The 22,654-nt window shown below is 59.9% G+C and carries 19 protein-coding genes; 7 read left to right on the top strand and 12 right to left on the bottom strand.

Features of this window, described 5'->3' with window-relative positions:
- Positions 1-12 precede the first annotated feature (12 nt).
- Together GWR55_RS12570 and GWR55_RS12565 are read left to right on the top strand one after the other, a co-directional pair.
- Positions 13-768, top strand: a complete 756-nt coding sequence (locus tag GWR55_RS12570) for a metallophosphoesterase (RefSeq protein WP_162402573.1) — start codon at positions 13-15, stop codon at positions 766-768.
- 116 nt (positions 769-884) lie between these two features.
- Complete coding sequence (locus GWR55_RS12565) at positions 885-1,313, top strand: NINE protein (RefSeq protein ID WP_202925505.1); 429 nt, start codon at positions 885-887, stop codon at positions 1,311-1,313.
- A 156-nt stretch (positions 1,314-1,469) separates the two neighbouring features.
- On the opposite strand, the gene bla is transcribed toward GWR55_RS12565, so the two are convergent.
- From bla to GWR55_RS12550, 3 genes are all read right to left on the bottom strand, one after another.
- Complete coding sequence (gene bla, locus GWR55_RS12560; RefSeq protein ID WP_202925504.1) at positions 1,470-2,345, bottom strand: class A beta-lactamase; 876 nt, start codon at positions 2,343-2,345, stop codon at positions 1,470-1,472.
- Positions 2,346-2,418: 73 nt separating this feature from the next.
- A complete protein-coding gene (locus tag GWR55_RS12555; protein WP_162402572.1) occupies positions 2,419-2,952 on the bottom strand; it encodes a dihydrofolate reductase family protein in 534 nt (177 codons plus the stop codon).
- 105 nt (positions 2,953-3,057) lie between these two features.
- A complete protein-coding gene (locus GWR55_RS12550) occupies positions 3,058-4,005 on the bottom strand; it encodes a glycerophosphodiester phosphodiesterase family protein (protein ID WP_162402571.1) in 948 nt (315 codons plus the stop codon).
- Between the two features lie 59 nt (positions 4,006-4,064).
- Between GWR55_RS12550 and GWR55_RS12545 the strand changes: the two genes are divergently transcribed.
- The gene (locus GWR55_RS12545) at positions 4,065-5,189 is read left to right on the top strand and encodes a glycoside hydrolase family 76 protein (protein ID WP_162402570.1); all 1,125 of its coding nucleotides are present in this window, start codon (positions 4,065-4,067) and stop codon (positions 5,187-5,189) included.
- A 3-nt stretch (positions 5,190-5,192) separates the two neighbouring features.
- On the opposite strand, the gene GWR55_RS12540 is transcribed toward GWR55_RS12545, so the two are convergent.
- On the bottom strand, positions 5,193-5,819 hold the full coding sequence (locus tag GWR55_RS12540) for a TetR/AcrR family transcriptional regulator (protein WP_162402569.1): 627 nt from the start codon (positions 5,817-5,819) through the stop codon (positions 5,193-5,195).
- A gap of 123 nt (positions 5,820-5,942) precedes the next feature.
- Here GWR55_RS12540 and GWR55_RS12535 point away from each other — a divergent pair, with 123 nt between their 5' ends.
- The 3 genes from GWR55_RS12535 to GWR55_RS12525 all read left to right on the top strand — a co-directional run bounded on the left by GWR55_RS12535 (position 5,943) and on the right by GWR55_RS12525 (position 10,358).
- A complete protein-coding gene (locus GWR55_RS12535; RefSeq protein ID WP_162402568.1) occupies positions 5,943-6,563 on the top strand; it encodes an FMN-dependent NADH-azoreductase in 621 nt (206 codons plus the stop codon).
- A gap of 30 nt (positions 6,564-6,593) precedes the next feature.
- Positions 6,594-6,977, top strand: a complete 384-nt coding sequence (locus GWR55_RS12530) for a hypothetical protein (protein WP_162402567.1) — start codon at positions 6,594-6,596, stop codon at positions 6,975-6,977.
- Between the two features lie 312 nt (positions 6,978-7,289).
- A complete protein-coding gene (locus GWR55_RS12525) occupies positions 7,290-10,358 on the top strand; it encodes an LssY C-terminal domain-containing protein (RefSeq protein ID WP_162402566.1) in 3,069 nt (1,022 codons plus the stop codon).
- Between the two features lie 193 nt (positions 10,359-10,551).
- Here GWR55_RS12525 and GWR55_RS12520 read toward each other — a convergent pair whose 3' ends face one another.
- From GWR55_RS12520 to mfd, 7 genes are all read right to left on the bottom strand, one after another.
- Positions 10,552-11,028: a bacterioferritin gene (locus GWR55_RS12520; protein WP_162402565.1), complete on the bottom strand. Its 477-nt coding sequence runs from the start codon at positions 11,026-11,028 to the stop codon at positions 10,552-10,554.
- Between the two features lie 83 nt (positions 11,029-11,111).
- Positions 11,112-12,167 carry an alkene reductase gene (locus GWR55_RS12515; protein WP_162402564.1) on the bottom strand — a complete coding sequence of 352 codons (1,056 nt, stop codon included), beginning with the start codon at positions 12,165-12,167 and terminating at the stop codon, positions 11,112-11,114.
- Positions 12,168-12,250: 83 nt separating this feature from the next.
- Entirely contained in the window at positions 12,251-12,652 is a 402-nt protein-coding gene (locus tag GWR55_RS12510; protein WP_162402563.1) for a hypothetical protein, read from the bottom strand.
- A gap of 157 nt (positions 12,653-12,809) precedes the next feature.
- Positions 12,810-13,685, bottom strand: a complete 876-nt coding sequence (galU, locus tag GWR55_RS12505; RefSeq protein ID WP_162402562.1) for a UTP--glucose-1-phosphate uridylyltransferase GalU — start codon at positions 13,683-13,685, stop codon at positions 12,810-12,812.
- A gap of 86 nt (positions 13,686-13,771) precedes the next feature.
- Positions 13,772-15,559 (bottom strand): DUF885 domain-containing protein, encoded by a 1,788-nt coding sequence (locus GWR55_RS12500; protein WP_238398382.1) that lies wholly within the window; start codon positions 15,557-15,559, stop codon positions 13,772-13,774.
- Between the two features lie 565 nt (positions 15,560-16,124).
- Entirely contained in the window at positions 16,125-16,619 is a 495-nt protein-coding gene (locus GWR55_RS12495) for a cupin domain-containing protein (protein ID WP_162402561.1), read from the bottom strand.
- A gap of 133 nt (positions 16,620-16,752) precedes the next feature.
- On the bottom strand, positions 16,753-20,418 hold the full coding sequence (mfd, locus tag GWR55_RS12490; protein WP_162402560.1) for a transcription-repair coupling factor: 3,666 nt from the start codon (positions 20,416-20,418) through the stop codon (positions 16,753-16,755).
- 164 nt (positions 20,419-20,582) lie between these two features.
- Between mfd and GWR55_RS12485 the strand changes: the two genes are divergently transcribed.
- Positions 20,583-21,584 carry a substrate-binding domain-containing protein gene (locus tag GWR55_RS12485; RefSeq protein ID WP_162402559.1) on the top strand — a complete coding sequence of 334 codons (1,002 nt, stop codon included), beginning with the start codon at positions 20,583-20,585 and terminating at the stop codon, positions 21,582-21,584.
- Positions 21,585-21,598: 14 nt separating this feature from the next.
- Here the strand turns inward: GWR55_RS12485 and mgrA are convergent, their stop codons facing one another.
- Complete coding sequence (mgrA, locus tag GWR55_RS12480; RefSeq protein WP_162402558.1) at positions 21,599-22,630, bottom strand: L-glyceraldehyde 3-phosphate reductase; 1,032 nt, start codon at positions 22,628-22,630, stop codon at positions 21,599-21,601.
- Between the last annotated feature and the right edge of the window lie 24 nt (positions 22,631-22,654).

Genomic DNA, 22,654 nt, shown 5'->3' with positions numbered 1-22,654 from the left:
CTCACTGGACCTATGCGCGCCCTGATCCTCTCGGACATCCACGGCAACCTGGAAGCCCTGAACGCCGTTCTGGCGGCTGCGGGGTCGTGGGATGCGCTCTGGAACCTGGGCGATGTAGTGGGGTATGGAGCCAGCCCAAACGAGGTCGTCTGCAAGATCCGGTCGCTGGCACAGTTGAATGTCCGAGGCAATCATGACCGTGTGTGCTGCGGGCTGGCGTCAGCCGTGGGGTTCAACCCGGTTGCTCGGGCGGCAGCGATGTGGACTCACGACGAGATGACGGAGGAGAACCGGGATTGGCTGGGGCAGGTTCCGCAGGGGCCTGTCTCTCCGGAGGGACTGCCCGGCATCGTGCTGGCGCATGGCTCACCGTTGAATGAAGACCAGTACATCCTGACGATGCGCGATGCCTGGGGGCCACTGCAGCAGAGCGGAACCGAGATAACCTTTATCGGCCACACACACCTGCAGGGCGGGTTCTGCCAGCACAACGAGGAGTGGCGCGACTTTCGTCCGGGCTACAAAAGCTGTAATGAGTTTGAAAGCTGGACGCTGTCCCTGGCCGAAGAGACCCGTTATCTGATCAATCCGGGCTCTGTGGGCCAGCCGCGGGACCATGACTGGCGAGCTGCCTTCGCCATCTACGACAGCGAGGCGAAGACGGTCACTTTTAACCGCGTACCCTATGATCTGACTTCGGCGCAGGGGCGTATCCTGATGGCACAGCTTCCGGAGAAGCTGGCGCTGCGGCTGCGTGAGGGCCGATAGGCCGGATCCCGATCCGAATGCGAAATTTGTAAACCGGCGCGGCTTTCGTCACACTGTTCTGCTGGAACTTCCCATCTCTTCGCGTCGTATCTCTCTCGAAAGGGAGGTCATCGACCTTGGATTACATCGACCCTATCTATACCGCCGGAATGACCGACCATCAGCGCAGCTGGTTCTATGCTGAATACAACCAGGCGCGCCGTGAGGGGGTTGTTGGAGTCCTGCTCGCCGTCTTTCTCGGCAACTTCGGGATTCACCACTTCTATCTCGGCCGCACCGGGCTTGGAATCGTCTACCTTCTTTTCTCGTGGACGGGAGTTCCCGCGATTCTTGGCTTTATCGAAGCCTTCTTTATGCCGGGCAGGGTTCGCGCCTATAACGCCATGCAGGCCGGCTACATCGCCGCGCAGATTCGCGCCAGCGGGATGAACAGCTATGCCCCTCCTGTCACTTCCACCTGCGCGGCATGTGGAGCGGCTCTGACCACGGGAGCGGGCTTCTGTCCACGCTGCGGCGCTGCAGTCGCCGCTCCGCCGGCCGCCTGATTGTCACGCTTCCTGCAGATTCCACAGAAGGTGTCATCCTTCGACTGCGCCTCTCACGATAAAGCCGCGAGAAGCTCCGCTCAGGATTGACACATTCCGGGGGCCGTTGGAGAAAATCCGGCTTTCGGCCGTCTGCTGCCGTCCGCCATCTGGGAATCAACTCACGACCGCTGCAATCGCCCGCGCGATCTCTGCGTGAATTGCATTGCGTTCGTCATTCGAGATCTCCGTCTCGGTCAGATACGACGCCACCAGCACTGGCCTGCCCGACGGCGGATACAGCACGCCGATGTCGTTGTTTGAGCCATGTTCTCCGGAGCCGGTCTTGTCCGCCACCTTCCAGTCAGGCGGAAGCCCCGCCACGAACTTCGCTTTGCCCGTGGTATTGGCCAGCATCCACTCCGTTAGGCGTTTGCGCGAAGACGGTTTCAGAACAGCTCCCAACAAGATCTTTTCAAGATTCCGCAGCATCGCGTTCGGAGTCGTTGTGTCGCGCGGGTCACCGGGTGTCGCCTCGTTTAAGGACGTCTCGGTGCGGTCCAGCCGGGTCATCGTGTCTCCGATGGAACGCGCAAAGCCAGTCACCGCGGGCGGTCCGCCGAAGCTCGCCAGCAGCAGATTGGCCGCCGTGTTGTCGCTCAGGGTCAGGGCGGCTTTGCATAGCTCCGCCACGGACATGCTGCCTCCGGCGTGCTTCTCCGTCTCCGGGGAGTATGTCACCAGGTCGTTCTTTGAGAAGCTCACCTGCCGGTCCAGATGCTCGCGTCCTGCGTCGACGCGCTGCAATACCAGCGAAGCCGCCAGAAACTTGAATGTGCTGCACATCGGAAAGCGTTCTTCTCCGCGATGCTGCATGCGACTGCCCGATGGAAGAGCGACGGCAACCCCAAGCCTGCCCTTGCTTCCGGCTTCGATCTTCGCGAACTCTTGAGCGAGGTCCTCTTTCGAAGAGGCAAACAAGGTGCGAGCGTTCGCCGTAACGGCGGCGATGGAGACAAGGGCGGAGCGGCGGGTCATCGTCGGATTCTGCATGGAGGTAAGTGCGATTCTATGCAACCTCTCACTTCGATGCGGCAGGATCGCGCATGATATTCGTCTGTGTACCTTAGGGAACAACGCTGTAGAACAGTTGCACCAGACCAGTCGAATACGGCCTGCAGCCTGTCAGCTCGAGCTCGATCTCCGGGTATGGCGCCGGGAATAGCCGCACGCCGCTGCCCAGCAGACGCGGATGAATGGAGAGGATGATCTCATCGACCAGCTTCTGCTCCAGGAACGACCGCGCCATATCGCCGCCCCCGACGATCCAGATGTCCTTGCCAGGCTGCTGGCGAATGGTCCATAGCCACTCGCCGATATCGCCGGAGACAAAGTGCACCCCCTTTGAGGCGCCCTCCGGGATCGTTCGGGAGAAGACGAAGCATTCGATCTCCGGACCAAAGCGGCGGCCGGGCGCAAGCTCCTCCACGTTCTCCCATGTTCTGCGGCCCATCACGGCAACGTCGATGGAGCGGAAAAACTCCGCCATGCCATAGTCCTGACCGGTCGATAACCAGTTCACGTCCCCACTCGAACGCGAGATGAATCCATCGAGCGAGCAGGCGACGTAATATTTTGTACGGCGTTTAATTTCCACCATATCGCGGTCCTCTCTTCCACAAAGATGGAGCCCGCAATACCCCTGGCCGAAATTCTGAGATTAGAAGTGTGCCACAAGCGCGCAGGCCGTGCACACTTGTATTGCTCACGGATGCAGAGAAGGCCGCTGAGCGCGCAGCCACTCCAGCAGTGCGGCAGGATCATCCGTAATGATGGCATCCACATGTGCGTCCGCCAGCTTCTTCCATCCGGCTGGATCATTGGACGTGTATGGCACAACCTTGTAACCGGTTTTATGAGCCGCTTCAACGGATTCAGGCGTTGCCAGGCTCTCATCCGGCGAAAGAAAATCCCCTTTTCGCAGTCCGGCGGCCTCGGCAATGTGCGTGAAGCTCTTATCGGGATCGGTGATGCCCATCAGCGTGTCGTACTTCGCCTGACCGAACAGGGCCGACAACCGGATCTCCGGATCGATCGCCTTCATCGCGTGCAGCGTGCGGAAGTCGAAGCTCTGCAGAATCACACGCGACTGCAGGTGATGCTTCCGCACTGCCTCGTCGATCATCTTGACGAAGACCTCGGGGGAAGGCGTGTTCTCCGGATGGCTCGGCAGGATCTTTGTCTCGACGTTGAAATCGAAGGTTCCCAGCGGCGCAAGGGCGAGCACCTCGTCGAATGTGGGAATACCGCTGTGCGGGACGGCCACCTGTTTCGGGAAAGCGGTTAATGTGTGACTTCCGCAGTCATACTTGCGCAGCTCGGCCAGCGTCAGCTGATGGATTGTCGTTCCCGGCGGTAGCGCCGGTCCGTCGCAGCGGCGCTCGTTCGCCAGGAGGGCATTGATGCGCGGATCGTCGAAGTGGGGTTGCGTCAGGTACGGCGAATGCGATACGACCAGCACATTGTCCTTCGTAACCGCCAGGTCCAGCTCCAGCGCATCGACCTTCAGTCCGGCAGCATACTTGAACGCGGGGATCGTATTTTCCGGCCGGGCAGCGCGGCCTCCGCGATGGGCATGGACCAGAATTTCGGACGTCTGCGCGCCTAGAGGCAATGCCGCAACTAAAAGCAGGCCAACGAGATATTTCCGCATGACGCGATTGTGCGGGGCGGCGGTTACAACCGGATGAAGTTTGCTGATAGAACGGAGGAATGATCTTCCGCCGCGCAGTCGCTCTCGCTCTCAGTCTCTTTGCCTCTGCTACGTTGTGTCCCGCGCAGGCTCCCTCCAAAGAAGCAAGCCAACGGGCGCAGCTCGGCGTCGAAGCCCTGCAGCAGTGGTATGTGCCGAAGATGGGTCTCTATCGCACCACCGGCTGGTGGAACTCGGCCAACGCCATCACAGCCATCACCGACTACATGCGCCTTACCGGCTCGAAGAAGTACACCGGCGTCCTCGCAAACACTTACAAGCAAGCCCAGATCACCATCCCCAAAGAGCAGCGCACCGATGCAAAGAAGGAGCTGACCGGATTCCCCGGCTTCCTGAACAACTACTATGACGACGAAGGCTGGTGGGCGCTGGCCTGGATCGACGCCTACGACCTCACGCACGATGCACGCTACCTCACCATGGCCCGCTCCATCTTCGACGACATGGCAGCCTCATGGGACGACACCTGCAGCGGCGGCATCTGGTGGAGCAAAGACAAGAAGTACAAGAACGCCATCGCCAATGAGCTCTTCTTCTCCGTCGCCGCGCATCTTGCCAGCCGCGTCTACTCCGCCGACGGACAGAAGTATGCCGACTGGGCTGCGAAGGAGTGGAAGTGGTTCTACATGAGCGGCATGATCAATGGCGATCATCTGGTCAACGATGGGCTTACCATTGACGCCGGCACGGGCAAATGCAGTAACAACAAAAAGACTATCTGGACCTACAACCAGGGCGTGCTGATCGGGGCGCTGGCCGAGTGGTCCAGGACCGGCGGCGGAGCCGACATCCTGACCCATGCCCGTCAGATCGCCGATGCCGCGGTGGCTCATTTCAGCGACAAGGCCGGCGTCATTCACGAGCCCTGCGAGCCCAACTGCGGGGCCGACGGAATCCAGTTCAAGGGAATCTTCGTCCGCAACTTGCGCGACCTGAACAACATTGCCGCGGAACCGGTGACCGGCAAGGCTATCGCCGCCAACGCCGAGGCGATCTGGACGAAGAACCGCACATCGCAGAACACCTTCGGTACGGTATGGTCTGGTCCGATTACTACACCGGATGCGGGAACGCAGAGTTCGGCGCTGGACGCACTAAACGCGGCGATAACGCTGGAAAAGTGATCCTTACTCGGTCAACGCCAGAGCTTCGACCTGGTCGTGCGGCCCGATCGGCCCCGCTTTCATCAGGATGGGGAAGATCAGCTGCAGGATGGGCTGGACGATCTCTGCCGTGGGTGGATGTTCGGGGGTGTAGAACCACTGCTTGACCGCGCCGTAGATGGCCCAGGCGGCTGTGGTCGCGATGATCTCCGGGGTCAGGTGCTCGGGGACGGGCTTGTTTTCCACACCTTTAAGGAGGACCCGGCGGATGGCGGCGACGATTCCGGCCTCTGCCAGGGGCTCAAAGGCGCTGTTGCGATTACAGTCGCCGCTGGCGTGCGTGGTGGTGAGATAGTCGCAGGTGGCCAGAATGATGGCGCTGGCCGCCGAGGGGCAAGTGCCGTCGAAGATGACGTTGCGCTCCGCCAGAAGCTTGTGGAAGCCGCCGGCCACCATGGCGTCGAGCAGGGCGAACTTGTCGTTGTAGTGATCGTAGAAGGTAGCGCGATTGACGTCGGCCAGATCGGTGATGTCCTGAACCGAGATCTCCTCAAAGCTCTTCTGCTGCATGAGGCTGCGCAGGGCACCCTGGAGCGCCTGCCGGGTTCTCCGGATTCTTGGATCGCGAACTTCGCAGTCTGAGATAGGCATGACTACCTTATTAGAGGCTACCAGAGGAGAAAAAGAATCTTCTGAACAACATTTGTCGTCTATTCTTGTGTAAGGCGACTTATGTCGCTTAAACATCTTTTGTTGTTAAAGGTAGGTTCTGCTATGTCGACACTTCTGCATGTTGATTCGAGTCCACTGGAGAGCTCTGTCAGCCGTGAGCTAACGCGGGAATTTACGAAGGCCTGGAAGGAGAAGAACCCTGAGGGCAAGGTGACGGACCGCAACCTTTCGGTTGCGCCGGCGAAGCCGATCGACCAGACCTGGGTAACCGCCGCTTATACGCCCGAGGCCGCAAGAACCGAGGAGCAGAAGGCCGTGCTGGCAGGGTCCGATGCACTGATTGCGGAGCTGCAGCAGGCGGACGAGATTGTGATCGGGGTGGCGATGCACAACTTCAGCATCCCGTCGGTGCTGAAGCTCTGGATCGACCAGGTGGCACGGAGCGGCAAGACCTTCTCGTATGGTGCAAACGGTGCGGAGGGTCTGCTGAAGGGGAAGAAGGCGACGATTCTGATCGCCACCGGAGGCGTGTATGAGGCGGGAACGCCGGCGGCGTCGATGAACTTTGTCGAACCCTACCTGCGCGCGGTGCTGGGTTTTCTTGGCATCACGGATGTGACGTTTGTGACGGCGGCGGGAGTGGCGCAGATGATGATGGGCGCGGTCGATCGCGAGACATTCCTGAAGCCAACGCTGCAGCAGGTACGTGAGCTGGCGGCGTAAGGCCGTGGCATGGCACAAGAGAGGACGACGATGAAGACAGCCTTTACGATCGCACGCATTCTTCTGGGACTTCTGTTCACGGTCTTCGGACTGAACGGATTCCTTCACTTCATTCCCATGCAGCCTCCGGCGGGGCTTGCCGGCCAGTACATGGGGGCCCTGTTCGTGTCTCATTACCTGGTCGTGGTGTTCCTGCTGCAGTTGATTGGAGGGGTGTTGCTGCTGGCCAACCGTTATGTGCCGCTCGGATTGCTGCTGCTGGGGCCGGTGGTGGTGAATATCCTGCTGTTCCACTCGTTTCTGGCGCCCGAGGGGCTCCCGATGGCTTTCCTGGCGGCTCTTTTGTGGGCCATTGTCTTTACGGGAGTGCGGACGGCGTTTGCCGGAGTGTTTGTGCAGCGTGCCGAGGTATAAGTTGTTTGTGGATTTGCCCGCAGCTTCGGCTGCGGGCTTTTCCATTTAAGGCGCAATGGGAGCGTTTCGTTCGTGTGCGCTGTGGAATGTGGGGTTCTTCAACTTCGCTGTGCTCGGAATGACACACGTTTTGGAAATGCCGGAACGAGACCCTGGTGTAGACAGGAGAGCAGGCTGCTGCTGCGATGGTGGGATATCGCAGACGCATGTGCAGGTCTATCATGCTCTTGCGGGGTGGGGCCCATCCCTTTCTAAAACAAACCTAAAGAGGCCGTGATGGATTTGCATGCTGTGTGTCTTCCGGGAAGATCTTTGCGCGTTGGTTTGTGGCTTTTGCTTGGTGTTCTGATGGCGCCTGTCGGGCACGCGCAACAGGGGGCGGCCGAGGCGCCGGCTCCAATTACGATTGTGCGCAAGCCGGGCCACATCGATGGCGAGGCGCAGATTATGGAGAAGGGCAAGAAGGCGCGCAAGATCGCTCCGCATGCGCTGGCCGCCTGGAGAGTGCGGGATGGGGCGGGAGCGCTGGTGATTGTTTCGGGCCAGGAGAAGCAGATTGCCTTCAAAAAATATGTGCTGCGTTACTACGACCTGGATACGGGGCGCCGGCGGGAGCTGGGGGCCGTTCCATTTAACGCAGCGAAGATCATCGAGACAAACTCTCCGGATGAGAGCTGGGCCTTTTGCCTGAGCGGGGAGGATGAGTCGACCCACCAGCCGGTGCTGGTGGTGGGGGACGACAATGCAATCCCCGGGCTGATTCCGGCCGCAAGCTCGCCGGAGTTTCACGATGACACCACGTTGAGCTATACGTCGGCTGGCGAGTCGAAGACAGGAAGTCTGGGTGTGCTGCTGGGGACAGAGCTGAGTGCGATCTATACGCCTCCCGAGACATCGCAGACCGCTCCGAAGTTCCTGCAGGTGTTTCCCAATGGCGACGCGATGGTGCAGCTGAAAGACAATCGAGTCAACAAAGGGCGGTGGAGAACGGATGGAGAAGTTTTGTCGCTGTTCTCGCCGACCGGAACAGCTATCTATGCGGTTCCGCTGAGCGAGCTGGGAACAGTGAAGGGAGTTCCTGCGGGGAGCCGGTACTCGGTGCGGCTTACCCAGGAGCTCTCCTCGCGGACCACGCACGAGGGCGATTTGGTGAAGGCGCTCTCCATCACCCCGGTTGTGGTGAAGGGGGAGATTCTTGTGCCTGCGGCCTCAACGTTTGAGGGCAAGGTGGTGCAGGCGGATTCGGTCGGGTGGGGTTTCAAGCACGAGACGGCCTCCCTGACGATCGAGTGGAATAAGATGACTCTGACCGATGGCCGGGTGCTGGAGATAAGCGCGCGTGTTTACGAGGTGGAGAACGCGCAGGAGAAGGTCACCGATCAGGGGAAGATCCAGGGAATACGCTCGACCGGAACGATCGGCAATACAGCGGAAAATGGCGTGCTCTCATTTGCGGGCATCGATCCGGTGGCGTATATCTTTGCGTCCTCGGCGGGTTCGGGCGTGCTGGGTTTTGCGGAGCCGGAGATCCTGTATCCGGCAGGAACAGAGCTGATCCTGGTAGATTCCAGTCCGCTGCTGACGGACAAGGTGTATCCACCGACGGTCACGCCTTCGGCAACGGATGCTGCACAGCGAGAGAGTCTGCAGGCGTTTGTGAAGACACTTCCGTTCCGGACGCGCACGAAGGGATCCAATAAAGTTTCCGACATCACCAATCTTGTCTTCGTAGGGTCGCCTGCCGCGCTGGACCGGGCCTTCAAGGCCTCGGGATGGCTGACGACGGACGATCTGTATGCGGCCTCGACCTTCAAGACAGTGAAGACGCTGGCCGGCAACCAAACGTATACGCAGGCTCCGATGTCGGTGCTGCTGCTGGATGAACGTGCTCCAGTGGAGACGTTGAGCAAGACGACTAACACCTTTGCGTCGCGGCATCATCTTCGCATCTTTCCGACGGACAAGCAGTATGAAGGTCAGACGGTGCTGACCTCTTCCTCGACGCAGGACATCGGGATTGCGTTCTCGCGCAAGCAGAAGACGTTTATCCACGTGATCGACGAGCACATCGATAACGAGCGCTCGAAGGTGGTGAACGACCTGATGTTTACCGGGTGTGTGGACCATCTGGATATGGTGGACCGGCCGTGGGTTCCGCACGATGCGTACAACTCGACCGGCGACCGGCTGCTGACGGACGGCGAAGTCGCGGTGGTTACGCTGAACGGATGCGATCACCCGCGGGCGGTCACCCCGGAGGCCGCGCCCCCACCGCCACGGGCGCAGCGGGCATTCCGCGACACTTCTCTCACGATACGGAGCGACCTCTTTCGCGGCAACCTGATCTATCAAGGCATCTCGGGTAGCTTCAAGGTGCGGAATTATCTGCGCAGCTCGCGCGAGCTGCCGCAGGATACGGGATCGTGGAGGAAGACGGACGCCTCAGGCGCAGACTATAAGGGATTTGGAACGAGCGGCAGTGTCTCAGGCTCGGACCGCTCAAATGTGACGGGGCTGCATCATCGGCAGCCGGGCGAGTTCAATCCGGCTCCAAGTCCGGAGGACCTGGCGGCGATCGCGAAGGCGAAGGAGAGCCACAAGTGGGATCCTCCGCGATATGAGTTTGCGCTGCAGGGCGGCTACATGCACATGCGTGAGGATTATCTGTCCGCGGTAGGAGTCGTTGAGTACTCGTCCGATCCCAACAAAGACACATACTTCCTTTTTTTAGCGGACGATGTTGCAGATGGATGGGCCGCGGGCGGGTCGGTAACGGTCAACAGCTGGAAGCACTTCTCCAATGAGTTTTCCTACTTTCGACAGCAGGTGAAGTACAGGCTGGCTACGGCGGATGTAACGATTCCGCCGGGCACGGACGTCATCCTCGGCGATCAAGACCTGGACATTTATCCGGTAGGACTGGTGACGCGGCAGTTTGAATACAACCTGCTGATCCATGCGACAAAGCCTACCTCGCGGTGGCGGCCATATGCCGCGGTAGGGCCGGTGTTGCAGCTTGTGGCGCTGAACGGTGCTCCGCTGAAGAAGCCGGCGGGGCCGTTTACGCTGGGGTTAAAGAACATCGGCCTGATCAAGGCAGCGTTCGATTTTGGCAGCACGCCTCCGCTGGATGGAGGAGGAATCTTCCAGATCGGGATGCAGTATGGCGCAGGCGTGAAGTACAGGGTGACACCGCGGCTGATGCTGCGTGCGGATTTTCGCGAGACATGGAGCAAAAATCCTGACATTATCGCGAACAGCTATCAGGACTTCGACTCCCACGCGCTGGATGAGACCTATGACACGCTGGTGATTCGCGAGGGTCCGGAGAAGAAGTTTCTACAGGACCGGTATACGGTGGGCGTGGCGTTTACGTTCTGATCTGTCTTCTCTCGTTGTGAGGCGAGGTGGTTTGATTTCGGGATTGAAGCATTTGTGGCGCTTCGAGGGAAATACAGGGATTCTTCGCCTTCGGCTCAGAATGACGGGGGCGGAATTCGATTCAGCTCTATCCTGGAGCCGGGTTAAAAAAGAGAAAGCCTGCATTCCGCAGGCTTTCTCTTTTAGGAAGAATTTACGCGTCCGCGATTCCGGGGTCGGGAGTGTCGATGCCGAGTGCCGTGGCCAGCGCGTTGAGGTGGTCCTGCTCGTCGCGGAGAATCTCACGGAGATCCTCGCTGAGGGCGAACTCGTTCAGCTCATCGGCCTGCTTGACCCGCCGCCGGTAGTTGCGGATGGTCTCCTTCTCGCTGTCGAGATCGAAACGCAGCATGTCCTCGGCCTTGTCGGAGGTCTTTACGCCCTTCGGTACAACGGCAGGCATGCCGCCAAGCAGATCGACCCAATAGCTGATCTTAAGGGCATGATTTAACTCTTCGGTTGCGTGAACCTGGAGCTCGTTTGCGATATTCATATACTGAGCGCCTTTAAGCACCTGTGAATAGGTAACGTAGGCGATGATCGCCTGGTACTCCCGTTCCAGATCTTCGTTAAGCAGATCGACCAGCTTTTCGCGCGTGATCGAGTCGTTCGGTCCTTTCGTCTCTGGCATCTTTCCTCTCTCCGTCGATGGAATAACTCTCCATGTGATGCAGAAAATATAACGAGCGTTCTGCCGGTTTGTGAATGCTCGATTTATTCCGCGAGCGAGGGATAGTCGGTGTAGCCGTGCGGGCCGGGGGCGTAGAAGGTGTTTGGCTCGGGCCGGTTGAGTTCCGCGTTACGGGCGAAGCGGGCAGGAAGGTCGGGGTTGGCGATGAAGAGCTTGCCAAAGGCGACGGCATCCGCCTTGCCTTCGTCGAGGAGCTGCTGGCCGATCTTCTGGTCCATGGCTTCGTTGGCAACAAAGATGCCGCCGAAGAGCTGTTTGAGGTGTGGACCGAGGCTATCGGGACCCACATGCTCGCGGGCGGCGATAAAGGCGATCTTTCGCCTGCCAAGCTCCGCGGCCACGTAGCTGAAGGTGGCCGTGGGGTTGGAGTCGGAGATGCCGTGTGAGTCTCCGCGCGGCGCAAGGTGGACGCCGACGCGTCCGGAGCCGAAGACCGAGATGGCAGCGTCGGTTGATTCCAGAAGAAGGCGAGCGCGATTTTCGAGCGGACCGCCGTACTCGTCCGTGCGGTGGTTGGAGCCATCCTGCAGGAACTGATCGAGAAGGTAGCCATTGGCGGAGTGCAGGTGAACGCCATCGAATCCGGCGAGCTGAGCATTTTGTGCGCCGCGCCGGAAGGCCTCGACGACCTGTTTGACCTCGACCGTCTCAAGGGCGCGAGGAACAGGATAGGGACGCTTGGGTCGCAGAAGGCTAACGTGTCCTGTAGCTGCGATTGCGCTTGGGGCTACAGGCTGGCGCCCGTCGAGAAGCTCCGGGTCGGAGATGCGGCCTACATGCCAGATCTGCGCGAAGATGTGGCCGCCTCTCTCGTGCACGGCGCGCGTGATCGGCTTCCAGGCCTCGACCTGCTCGGGGGACCAGATGCCGGGGACGTTCTGATAGCCGACGCCCATGGGATCGACCGGAATTCCCTCGGAGATGATGAGCCCGGCGCCGGTGCGCTGCGTGTAGTACTCCACCATGATGGGCGTGGGAATGTGGTCAGCGGTGCCACGCAGACGCGTTAAAGGCGCCATGAAGATGCGGTTGGGAAGGTGAAGGTCGCCTACCTGGATTGGATCGAAGAGTGAGGGCATTTAGGCTCCGTAAGTGATTCTACGGACAGTTTGATGATCGACGAAGTGTGAACGATGCGGGGTCCGGGGTGGATCAGTTCGTTCTACTCGACATCGCGTAATGCCTGAACGACTCTGCCGTGTTCGTGGAGGATGGCCGGGCTCTCCTGCAGGAGAACAAGGTAACGCTTGCGAAACGCGTTGTCGGGTGCGCCTGATTCGAAGAGCGTGGCAATCGCCTGTGCTCCTGCAATCCGGTTGTCGGCGGTTATTTTCTCATCGTCAAGGAGCTCATCGATGTTCGCGATTGCGGTCGAGAGGGGCGCGATCCAGCGGAAGTCTGCTCCGCTGATCAGTTGCTGCAGAAACGCTGCGGGCGTGACTGGACCGTGTGCCTTCTCATAGGCTGCGCGTTCGTGATCGATAATCGATTTGTGCAGCGAGAGCAGGGGCCTGCGAACATCTTTGAGAAATTGAACGGCGCTTTGTTCGTTGAAAGCTTTCATCGCTGGTTCCTCTCGGTTGAGCAGGATTATATGGACGTGGAGAACGGTTCGGGCTTCGCTTGAACAAACCCATCTTCGCGACGATGAGACCGTCGCGAAGATGGGGCACCCGTTTATAGTGCTCACGCTGAACCGTGAGCGCTCTATGCGTGCGAAATCACAGCGGGAACTGCTTGAGCCATGTCTTGAAGTCGGCTCCGAGCTTGTCGTGCTTGAGTCCGAACTCGACCGTGGCCTTGAGGAAGCCGAGCTTGTCGCCGGCGTCGTGGCGCTTGCCCTCATAGGTGAAGCCGTAGACCTTCTCGTGCTGGAGCAGCGCCTTGATGCCGTCGGTGAGTTGCAGCTCGCCGCCTGCTCCGGGAGTGATGGTCTCGAGCATCTCGAAGATGCGCGGCGTGAGGATGTAGCGGCCGATGATGGCGTTTTGTGAGGGTGCTTCTTCAGGCTTGGGTTTCTCGATCATGTCGCTGACGGCGAGCAGGCGCGGATTCTTTGGATCGGGCGTGACGGCAAGGCAGCCGTATGCGGAGATGGCGGCGCCTTCGACGATCTCGGAGCCGAGGATGGTGGAGCCGGTCTCTTCGAATGCCTCGACCATCTGCTTCATGCAGGGAACTTTGGCATCGACGATATCGTCGGGGAGGATGACGGCGAAGGGCTCGTTGCCGACGATCTCTTTGGCCTGCAGGACGGCGTGTCCGAGACCGAGGGGCTCGGCCTGGCGGGTGTAGGTGATCTTGGCGAGCTTCGATACAGAGCGTGCGATCTCAAGCAGGGCCGTCTTGTTCTTGGCCGCGAGAGAGGCCTCAAGCTCGAAGGATTTGTCGAAGTGGTCTTCCATCGTGGTCTTGCCACGGCCCGTAACGATGATGATCTCGGTGCATCCGGCGGCGACTGCCTCTTCGACTCCATATTGGATGAGGGGCTTGTCGACGAGCACGAGCATCTCTTTCGGCGTCGCTTTGGTTGCGGGGAGGAATCTGGTTCCGAGACCTGCTGCGGGAAACACTGCTTTTCGTATCTTCTGAGTCATATTTCCTTTGGATGCAAGTTTGGTTATTGGAAATGCCGGCAAGGACTTAGAGTTCGGGAAGAGAAGAGCTGCTTCCCGAACAGGTCTTAAAGTACCGGCGAATCGTCGTGCAGCATGGCTTTTCGGATGACCTTAATGGGCGCAAAGCCCTGACGCATGAAATTGTCGTGAAAGGTTTCGAGGTTGAAGGCCGCTCCCTGCTTCTTTTTGAGGTCGTCTCTCAGTTTCATAATCTCAAGTTTGCCAAGGGTGTAATACAGGTAGGTTGCATCGACGGTTCCGCGTTTGGTTTCGACCAGGCCGACGGAGCGCGACTGATAGCCTTCCTTGACGAAGAAGTCCACGGCCTGATCGATCGTCCACTTGCCGTCGGGTTCGCCAAGGCCGGTGTGGAGCTTGATGGCGTTGACAAAACGGGCATCGCGCAGCAGAGCATCCTGAAGCTGACCGAGGTGGATGAGCCTTGATTCGCGCACCTGTTCGGGAGTGGCGTTGGGCGGTGGCGCGGCGTAGCCCTCTTCGAGCATCATCTCTTCGGTGTAGTGGGCCCAGCCCTCGATGTTGGAGTTTGCGCCGATGAGCTTGCGGATCTTCGAGGGAAACTGATTCTGCCAGAGGAACTGAACGTAGTGCCCGGGATAGGCTTCATGCACGCTGGTCGAGATGATGGTTCCGACGTTGAAGCTGGCCATGTGTTCGGCGACGTGAGCCGAGGTCCAGTCTTTCTCCGGTAGTGTGACATTGAAGTAGGCCTTGGTGGAGCGGGTCTCGAACGGCCCCGGCGGGTCCATGGAGGCGAACGTGGTGGCCCGCATGAAGGGCGGCGTCTCTTCGAGCGTAGGCTGCACATCGCTGGGGATGGTGATGATCTTGTGGGCGCGAATAAAGGAGATCAGTGAGTCGAAGGTTCCCTGGAAGGAGGACAGCAGCTTGTCGGGGGCGGGGTGGATCGTTGCCAGCTCTGCGAGTACCTGCTGCGGAGTCTTCGTGGGATCGACTTGTTTGGCGATGCGTGCGAACTCGGCTTGATTGCGGTGGAGATCGTTCATTGCGATCTGCAGCAGGCGATCGAGCGGGATATCGACCATCTCGTCGTAGGCAAGTTTCTTCGCGAAGGTATCAGCGCCGAGACGATAGTCGCCGTTGGAGCGGGGAAGCAGGTCAGACTTCATCCACGCTGCATATTCCTTCAGCGACTGAATGACAGCAGCGTTGGTCCGTGCGAAGTCGGCTTTGGCCTGTGCGTCGTCGGCATCGACGAAGGCGGCCGGGACATCCTTCTCGAAGAAGCTGATGAGGCCGTCGATCTGTTCGAGGGCAATCTCGGTAAAGATGTGCGGAGGATTTTTGAGATTCTTTCGCGCCTCCACGAAGACCTGCGGGATCTGCTTCTCACGCTCGACGACGGAGCGCAGGCGTGCATTGGGTGGAGCGAAGGGCCGCTCCATCAGGACGAAGATGGAGTTGGTCACGCCGCTCGAGTAGAGGTCCGGGTTCTTTTCCCAGTTGCGAATGACTTCGAGCGAGAGGAGCTGCGAACGGATGCTGTTCAGCAGGATCTGGCGGTCGGCGGCAATGGGAGCATCGAGGCCGTCGGCGGGGATCTCCTCGATCTTTTTTTCGTAGGCGTGAAGAGCGGCGATCTGCTTCTGCACTCCGGCAGCGGAGTAGTCCTCAAGCTGCGTGTCGTACTGGTGGAGGCCGGACTGGGTGCCGTAGGTCGGCGAAAAATGAAACAGCACATCGGAGAAGTACTGTTCGCTGACAAAGTGGAAGGTCTGCATGGCGCCATCGGCGGAGAGCCGTTGGGCAGGTGCGGCAGGAGTGAGCATGGCGAACCCCAGAAGACAGGTGAGAAGAGGACGAATGACCATAACGTAGCTTCTGCAAGCAGTGTAAGACACGAGGCGGCTTTGGGAGAGGCGGGCCTCTCCGTGAATGCCTGGGGCAATGTGGGAGAAATACGTGGGACCGCTGCGACGCAGGCATCTGGTTTCGTCGATGCGAAGTGTGGAACCGCAGATCCTTCGACTGCGCCCTTCGGGCTTCGCTCAGGATGAAACAGTTGGAGTTCGTGGGATTGGATAGGCGACAGGATGAGGACGGTTCGAGCTTCGCTCGAATACCCACCTTGGCGACGATGAGACTGTCGCGAAAATGGGGCACCCGGATTTGGGCTTTCCGGAAGAGGGGCCGCAGATCCTTCGACTGCGCTTCTCGCGATAAAGCCGCGGGAAGCTTCGCTCGGGATGACACATCCAGATGCGTGGATTGGATGTTTGCCTGGATGGAGTGGAGGAACATGCGGGGGCCCATTCGACTTCGCTCAGGGCAGGGCTCTCCGCTGCGGTCGTTTGGGCGTTCGGTCGAGAGGTCACTTCTTTAAGCGCGCAGTGTTATGGCGCTTCAACGATTGGTGTCGTAGTCCACTTGCAGGCGTCAATGCAAAATGGTTTTGTCCTGAAGCGGTATTTGTTCTGTTGCTTCATCCACAATTCTTTCTGTGGATTCCGGTCGCATCAGAGGATCGACGCCGTAGCGGCACATTACGTCGCGAATTCCGGCGGGGTCGACATGCTCGCATTGATAGTGCCTTGCGATCTCGCGGTAGTACTCCGGGCCCATGACTCCAGGGGTCTGCAGGCACACGACTCTGCCTACTTCTTCATGCACGTTGGCGAAGAAGTGCGGCGTTCCGCGGGGGATGAAGAGACTTTCGCCGGGATGCAGCAGTTGAATCTCGCCATTCAGGGTCCAGGTGGTAGTCCCGTTCAGACCCAGAACCCATTCATCGTAGTTGAGATGGGTGTGGGGGACGACGACGCTGTCGCCGGGAGGAATGGTCACCTCCAACAGGTCCAGAGCATCGGCGGTCTCGTGGCGGGTCATGAGAAAGGTGATATTCATTCCGCCCACGCGGATGGTTTCATGCATGCGCGACCCTCCATTGATTTGAGGGCGATGATACTGCCTTTGTCGCACAAAATTGCGCAGAAAAATCGCTTTTCTTCGTCATTGGTCACTGATTTTTCCACAGCCTTTCTCTGGCGAGGAGGGTCTGCGAGGCTTAGACCGTGGCAGCCGTCGTGTCGAGGGAATCCAGCAGGGCGATGGTCTCGAGCAGCACCTCTTCGGAGTTCGCGCTGGAAAGTGGCCAGCGCAGAATACCTTGCGGGGTGAACTGGGCTCCACGTTTTGTGTTGCGGCTGACGAGCTTCATCAATATGGCTGGATCGATGGTCTTACCAGATCCGTCTTCGCCCTCGGCAAATTTGACGTGCAGCATCTCGACGAAGGCTTTGACCTTGTTCTGCTCGATCTGGGTGCGCTTGCGATCGATCTGGGCGATGCCTAGCTGCTGGGCGTGCAGGCGAATCTCACCCGCGGTAAGAAGATTTTCGACCGTCTCAGGCAGAGCGCCGTAGCGGTCCTGCAACTCGGCCCGGACATCGGTAAGGGCCGCATAGTCTTCTGCTCCGGCGATACGCTTGTACATGCGAAGCCGCTGGTTCTCTTCCGGGATGTAGTCGGCGTCGATGCGGACGGAGATTCCGAGGTTCACCACGGTCGTGGCGTGCGCCGGTTCTTCTCCTTCGCCCTTGATCTTGCGCACAGCCTCTTCGAGCATGGAGGTGTACATCTCGAACCCGATGGCCTCGATGTGGCCGCTCTGTTCTCCGCCGAGCATGTTTCCGGCTCCGCGCAGCTCCAGGTCGAGTGCGGCGATCTTGAAGCCGGCGCCGAGGTCGGAGAACTCCTTGAGGGCGGCGAGGCGGCGGCGCGCGATCTCGGTCAGCTCCGTGTCCGGAGGGATCAGCAGGTAGGCGTAAGCGCGGCGATTGGAGCGTCCAACGCGGCCGCGAAGCTGATAGAGCTCGCTGAGCCCGTGGCGGTCGGCGCGGTTGATGATGATGGTGTTGGCCAGGGGAATATCGAGACCGTTCTCGATGATGGAGGTCGCCACCAGCACGTCGTACTCGTGGTTCATGAAGGAGAGCATCACGCGCTCCAGCTCCGCTTCTGGCAGCTGTCCGTGGCCGATGACGATGCGGGCGTGGGGGACAAGCTCTCGAATTTTGGAGGCGAGGTCGTAGATCGACTCCACGCGATTGTGGACGAAGTAGACCTGTCCGCCGCGTTCCAGCTCCATCTCGACCGCGGTGCGGACGAGTTTTTCGTCGAACTTGGCGACGATGGTCTGGATGGCCATGCGATCCTTCGGCGGCGTCTCGATCACGCTCATATCGCGCAGACCGATCAGCGACATGTGCAGCGTGCGCGGGATGGGGGTGGCAGACATGGAGAGCACGTCGATGGCGGCGCGCATCTGCTTCAGGCGTTCCTTGTGGCGCACGCCGAAGCGCTGCTCTTCATCGACGACGAGCAGGCCGAGGTCCTGAAACTTGAGGTCCTTCGAGAGCAGGCGATGCGTTCCGATGAGGATGTCGACCTTGCCGTCCGCGACCTTTTCGAGGATGTCCTTCTGCTCCTTCGCAGTTCTGAAGCGAGAGATCATCTCGATGTTGACCGGGAAGTTGGCGAAGCGGCGCTTGAAGGATTCGAAGTGCTGGAAGCTGAGGACGGTCGTCGGGGTAAGCACCGCGACCTGCTTGCCGTCCTGAACGGCCTTGAAGGCGGCGCGCATGGCTACTTCGGTCTTGCCATAGCCAACGTCTCCGCAGAGCAGACGATCCATCGGACGCGGCGATTCCATGTCGGCCTTGATGTCCGTGATAGCGTTCAGCTGGTCGTCGGTCTCGTTGAAGTCGAAGGCATCCTCGAACTCCCGCTGCATATTGGTGTCGGGAGAGAAGGGAGTGCCCTGCGCGGCCTCGCGCTGCGCGTACAGCTTCAGCAACTCGCCCGTCATGTCGGCCATGGCCTTCTTGACGCGTGCCTTGGTCTTCTGCCAGGCGGGCGAGCCCAGCTTGTTGAGCTGCGGTGCGGGGCCGGTCTCCGTCGAGCGGTACTTCTGGATGAGGTCCAGTCGCGTGAGCGGGACGTAGAGCTTGGCCTCGTCGGCAAACTCGAGGATCATCAGCTCCAGCGGAGGCTGACCGTTCTCCTCGATAACGCGCAGGCCCATGTAGCGGGCGATGCCGTGCTCGACGTGGACGACATAGTCGCCGACCTTCAGGTCGCGGAAGTCCGAGATGAAGGCTGATGATTTGGATTTGCCACGGCGCACGGGGCGCGGCGCAACGTCGGCCTCGTCGGAGAGATCCTGTGCCCCGAAGACGATGATCTGGCGAGCGGTCGCCTTGTCGACGTCGAGGATCTGAACACCATTGGCGATGTGCGTCTTGACGATGACGGGAGTGCGCAGGTCTCCGGCCAGGTAGGCCGACTCCGAGTAGACGTTAGAGGAGCCGGGCTGATCGCTGCGCGATCCCAGCCGGTAGGGAACGTGGTACTCCTGCAGCATGCTGGCCAGGCGCTCGACGTCGCCCTGGTTCGAAGCTGCCAAAATAACCCGGGCCTCCTGCTGCATCAGCGAGTTCAGCGCATCGATAAGCGCAGGAATAGAACCGTGGAATCGCTGCGTGGGACGCGTGGCGAACTCGATCTCCGAGAGTTCTGAGCCGGTGGCGTCGAGGACATCAACGGCTCCCAGCTGATCGAGATCGCACCCTGTGGTTCGTCGGAGGCGATCGTCGAGATCCCACGGAGAGATATAGATATCCTCCGGGCGAACGAGAGAGCCGATGCCGGAGCGGTCGTGGCGCTGCTCGACCTTGTTCCACCAGCGCTCGCCCTGGTTCTTGACCATGGCGGGCTCTTCGATGAAGACGCGTGTCGTAGGACCGAGAAGATCGAGCAAGGTCTGCGTGGCGCCCGCGACCGGAGCGAAGAACTCCCATCCGGGGAAGACCGTTGCCTCGCCAGTGCGCGTTGCGACGTGCGTCTGAAGCTCCACCGGTTCCTCGCCGCCTTCGAGCGCGGCTCCTGGAGCACCGGCGCGGGTGAGGCGAGCATTGATGGCGGACAGCAGCTTTTCCGTGACCGGCGTCTCGGTCAGGGGAAGCAGGATGATCCCGTTCAATGAGCCGCTGGAGCGCTGCGTCTCGGGGTCGAAGCGCCGAAGCGATTCGATCTCGTCGCCGAAGAAGTCGATGCGTACCGGGCGATCCTGCTCCGGCGGATAGACATCGACGATGCCGCCGCGAATGGTGACCTGGCCGGGCATCTCGACCACATCGACGCGCGTATAGCCTACCGAGAGCAGGTGTTCGACCAACAGGTCGGGGATGTGCTCTTCACCGACCTTGAGGTGGAGCGCCAGCGCGGCGTAGTAGTCGCGATGGAAGAGGCGCATGCAGGCCGACTCGATGGGGGCGATGACCAGCCGGGGGGTGCGGTCGCCGGCGCAGATCTTCCAGAGCGCTGCGGCGCGGGTCTCCTGGATTTCGGAGTGGGGCGAAAGATTTTCAAACGGCAGAACGTCGTGGGAGGGGAGCCGCAGAATCTGGTTGCAGTCGAGCGCTCCGGTCAGCTCGCACGCTGCGAGCAGGGCAGTCTGGAGCGCTTCCGCCGCCTTGTTGTCGGAGACGACAACAAGTGCCGGCGCCTGTGCAGCGCGAACAAAATAGGGGAGATACAGAGCGCGGGCCGTAGCGGTCAGTCCGGAGACACGACGGCGCCCCAATCCGGCGCCCAGATGGCGCCGCACACGTTCAAAGGCGTCGGAGTGTTCCAGGTCCGCGAGGAGCTCGCGGACAAAGGGCAAGATCATCCTGAATTCGATTTTAGAAGAATTCCTATCTTCGAGGAGGCTGGTGCACGGTAGGTATTGCGGCAGGCGTATGATCTTGTCCGCCGCGACTTGCAGCCACGGTGCTGCCCGACGGGCCCGGTCGATCCAACAGTGGGCAGCATGTCTCATTAGGAGGTTTCCAGATGAGCATGTGGGTCAGAGGAACTTCTCTTATGTTGGCAGGCGCATTTCTCCTTCTCAGCGGATGCGCCCGGCACTCGAAAAAGGAACAGTACTATCTGGTCACTGTAAATACGCAGCTTCCTTACTGGACTACAGCTGCGGAAGGTTTTCGGAAAGCAGCCGCGGAGTACGGTGTGACCGCGGTCATTCGTGGCCCGAAGAATTTCGACCCGCAGGCGGAGGCGCAGGAGCTACGCTCTGTCGTGGCGCTGAAGCCGGCAGGAATCCTGGTGTCGGTGACGAATCCAGCGCTGGTGGGCCCGGAGATTGACGCGGCGATCGGCGCGGGAATCCCCGTCATCACGATGGACTCGGACGCGCCGGCGAGCAAGCGACTCTACTTTATTGGAACGAACAATCTGCAGGCAGGAAGGTTGGGAGGCCAGCGCGTGGCGGCACAGCTAAACGGTAAGGGGAATGTCGTGTTCTTCACGATGCCGGGCCAGCCGAACCTGGATGAGCGCCTGAAGGGGTACAAGGATGTCTTCTCCGGCTTTCCTGGGATCAATATCGTCGAGGTCTTCGACATGAAGGGTGACTCCGGCCTGGCGATGGATAAGGCAGCGGAGTATATCGGCCGCAAGGGCAAGGACCGGATCGACGGATTCATCTGCCTGCAGTCTTCCTCAGGCAGAGACGTCGGTGAGACATTGCGTCGTGCCAAGGCCGAGGGCGATCCAGGTCGTCTGCTGGTTGCCATGGATACTGATATCTCCACGCTGCAGCTGATCAAGGACGGAGTGATCGATTCCACCATCTCCCAGAAGCCCTACACGATGGCGCTCATCGGGCTCAAGGCGCTCGATGAGCGCCATCACTATCCCACCGACAATCCAATGAAGGGGGACTATGAGCTTGACCCGTTTGCTCCCTTTCCGGCGTTTGTGGATACGGGCGTCTCGCTGGTGGATAAGAGCAATGTCGAAGGAATCCTCACCCGCAGCCAGGCGGGGCCGCAGTAGACGTTGCGCGTAGATCAGGCGGTGCCTTCGCGTGCGCCCTTCCAGAGATCGAGGTCGCCTTCTTTGGCGTGACTGTCGATCTCGGCCAACTCCTCCGGGCTGAAGGTGAGGTTCTTCACAGCGTCCAGAGAGTCGTTGAGCTGATCAACGTTGCGTGCTCCGATCAGGGCTGAGGTCACGCGCGAATCTCGCAGCACCCAGGCGATGGCCATCTGGGCGAGGGTCTGATTGCGCCTCTTTGCGATCTCGTTGAGGGCGCGGACGTGGGCGAGGTTTTCCTCTTTGAGAAACTCCTTTTTGAGTGAGCCTTCCTGGCTGGCGCGGGAGTTCTCCGGCACGCCCTTGAGATATTTGCCGGTCAGTAGCCCCTGGGCAAGCGGAGAGAAGGCGATGCAGCCTGTGCCCAGCGTATCGAGTACGCCGAGAAGCTCCTGCTCGATCCAGCGATTCAGCATGGAGTAGGAGGGCTGATGGATGAAGAGAGGCACGCCTTCGCTGCGCAGGATATCGGCGGCTTCGAGAGTGCGCTGGGGACTATAGGAGGAGATCCCCACATAGAGCGCCTTGCCCTGGCGAACGGCGTGAATCAGCGCACCCATCGTCTCTTCGAGGGGCGTATCCATGTCGGGCCGGTGGGAGTAGAAGATATCCACGTAGTCCAGGCCCATGCGCCGAAGGCTGTCGTCGAGCGAGGTGAGCAGATATTTGCGCGAGCCTCCGATGCCGTAGGGTCCGGGCCACATGTCCCAGCCAGCCTTGGTGGAGATGATCAGCTCATTGCGGTGGGGAGCGAGGTTTTTGCGCAGAATATGGCCGAAGTTTTCCTCGGCAGAGCCGTAGGGAGGGCCATAGTTATTGGCGAGATCGAAGTGCGTCACTCCGCGATCGAAGGCCCGCAGAACCATCGCGCGTCCTGTCTCGAAGACGTCGGCCCCGCCGAAGTTCTGCCAGAGGCCGAGGGAGATGGGCGGAAGCACGATTCCAGAGCGTCCGCAGCGCCGGAAGGCCGCCTGTTCGTATCGATTCGGGTTTGCGACGTAGGTCATCGAAAGATTTACTCCTTACGGATT

This window comes from Edaphobacter sp. 12200R-103, from assembly GCF_010093025.1.
Lineage (GTDB): Bacteria > Acidobacteriota > Terriglobia > Terriglobales > Acidobacteriaceae > Edaphobacter.
Note: the sequence above shows the minus strand (reverse complement) of the source record. Positions and strands in the feature narration are given on the sequence as shown.

What these genes read in the sequence shown, in the direction of transcription:
- GWR55_RS12555 (WP_162402572.1), bottom strand. Translation starts at nt 2,952, where the DNA reads ATGGTGGAAATTAAACGCCGTACAAAATATTACGTCGCCTGCTCGCTC.
- GWR55_RS12545 (WP_162402570.1), top strand. Translation starts at nt 4,065, where the DNA reads ATGATCTTCCGCCGCGCAGTCGCTCTCGCTCTCAGTCTCTTTGCCTCT.
- GWR55_RS12515 (WP_162402564.1), bottom strand. Translation starts at nt 12,167, where the DNA reads ATGCCCTCACTCTTCGATCCAATCCAGGTAGGCGACCTTCACCTTCCC.
- GWR55_RS12540 (WP_162402569.1), bottom strand. Translation starts at nt 5,819, where the DNA reads ATGCCTATCTCAGACTGCGAAGTTCGCGATCCAAGAATCCGGAGAACC.
- mgrA (WP_162402558.1), bottom strand. Translation starts at nt 22,630, where the DNA reads ATGACCTACGTCGCAAACCCGAATCGATACGAACAGGCGGCCTTCCGG.
- galU (WP_162402562.1), bottom strand. Translation starts at nt 13,685, where the DNA reads ATGACTCAGAAGATACGAAAAGCAGTGTTTCCCGCAGCAGGTCTCGGA.
- GWR55_RS12510 (WP_162402563.1), bottom strand. Translation starts at nt 12,652, where the DNA reads ATGAAAGCTTTCAACGAACAAAGCGCCGTTCAATTTCTCAAAGATGTT.
- GWR55_RS12500 (WP_238398382.1), bottom strand. Translation starts at nt 15,559, where the DNA reads ATGGTCATTCGTCCTCTTCTCACCTGTCTTCTGGGGTTCGCCATGCTC.
- GWR55_RS12530 (WP_162402567.1), top strand. Translation starts at nt 6,594, where the DNA reads ATGAAGACAGCCTTTACGATCGCACGCATTCTTCTGGGACTTCTGTTC.
- GWR55_RS12520 (WP_162402565.1), bottom strand. Translation starts at nt 11,028, where the DNA reads ATGCCAGAGACGAAAGGACCGAACGACTCGATCACGCGCGAAAAGCTG.
- mfd (WP_162402560.1), bottom strand. Translation starts at nt 20,418, where the DNA reads ATGATCTTGCCCTTTGTCCGCGAGCTCCTCGCGGACCTGGAACACTCC.
- GWR55_RS12550 (WP_162402571.1), bottom strand. Translation starts at nt 4,005, where the DNA reads ATGCGGAAATATCTCGTTGGCCTGCTTTTAGTTGCGGCATTGCCTCTA.
- GWR55_RS12495 (WP_162402561.1), bottom strand. Translation starts at nt 16,619, where the DNA reads ATGCATGAAACCATCCGCGTGGGCGGAATGAATATCACCTTTCTCATG.
- GWR55_RS12535 (WP_162402568.1), top strand. Translation starts at nt 5,943, where the DNA reads ATGTCGACACTTCTGCATGTTGATTCGAGTCCACTGGAGAGCTCTGTC.
- GWR55_RS12570 (WP_162402573.1), top strand. Translation starts at nt 13, where the DNA reads ATGCGCGCCCTGATCCTCTCGGACATCCACGGCAACCTGGAAGCCCTG.
- GWR55_RS12485 (WP_162402559.1), top strand. Translation starts at nt 20,583, where the DNA reads ATGAGCATGTGGGTCAGAGGAACTTCTCTTATGTTGGCAGGCGCATTT.
- bla (WP_202925504.1), bottom strand. Translation starts at nt 2,345, where the DNA reads ATGCAGAATCCGACGATGACCCGCCGCTCCGCCCTTGTCTCCATCGCC.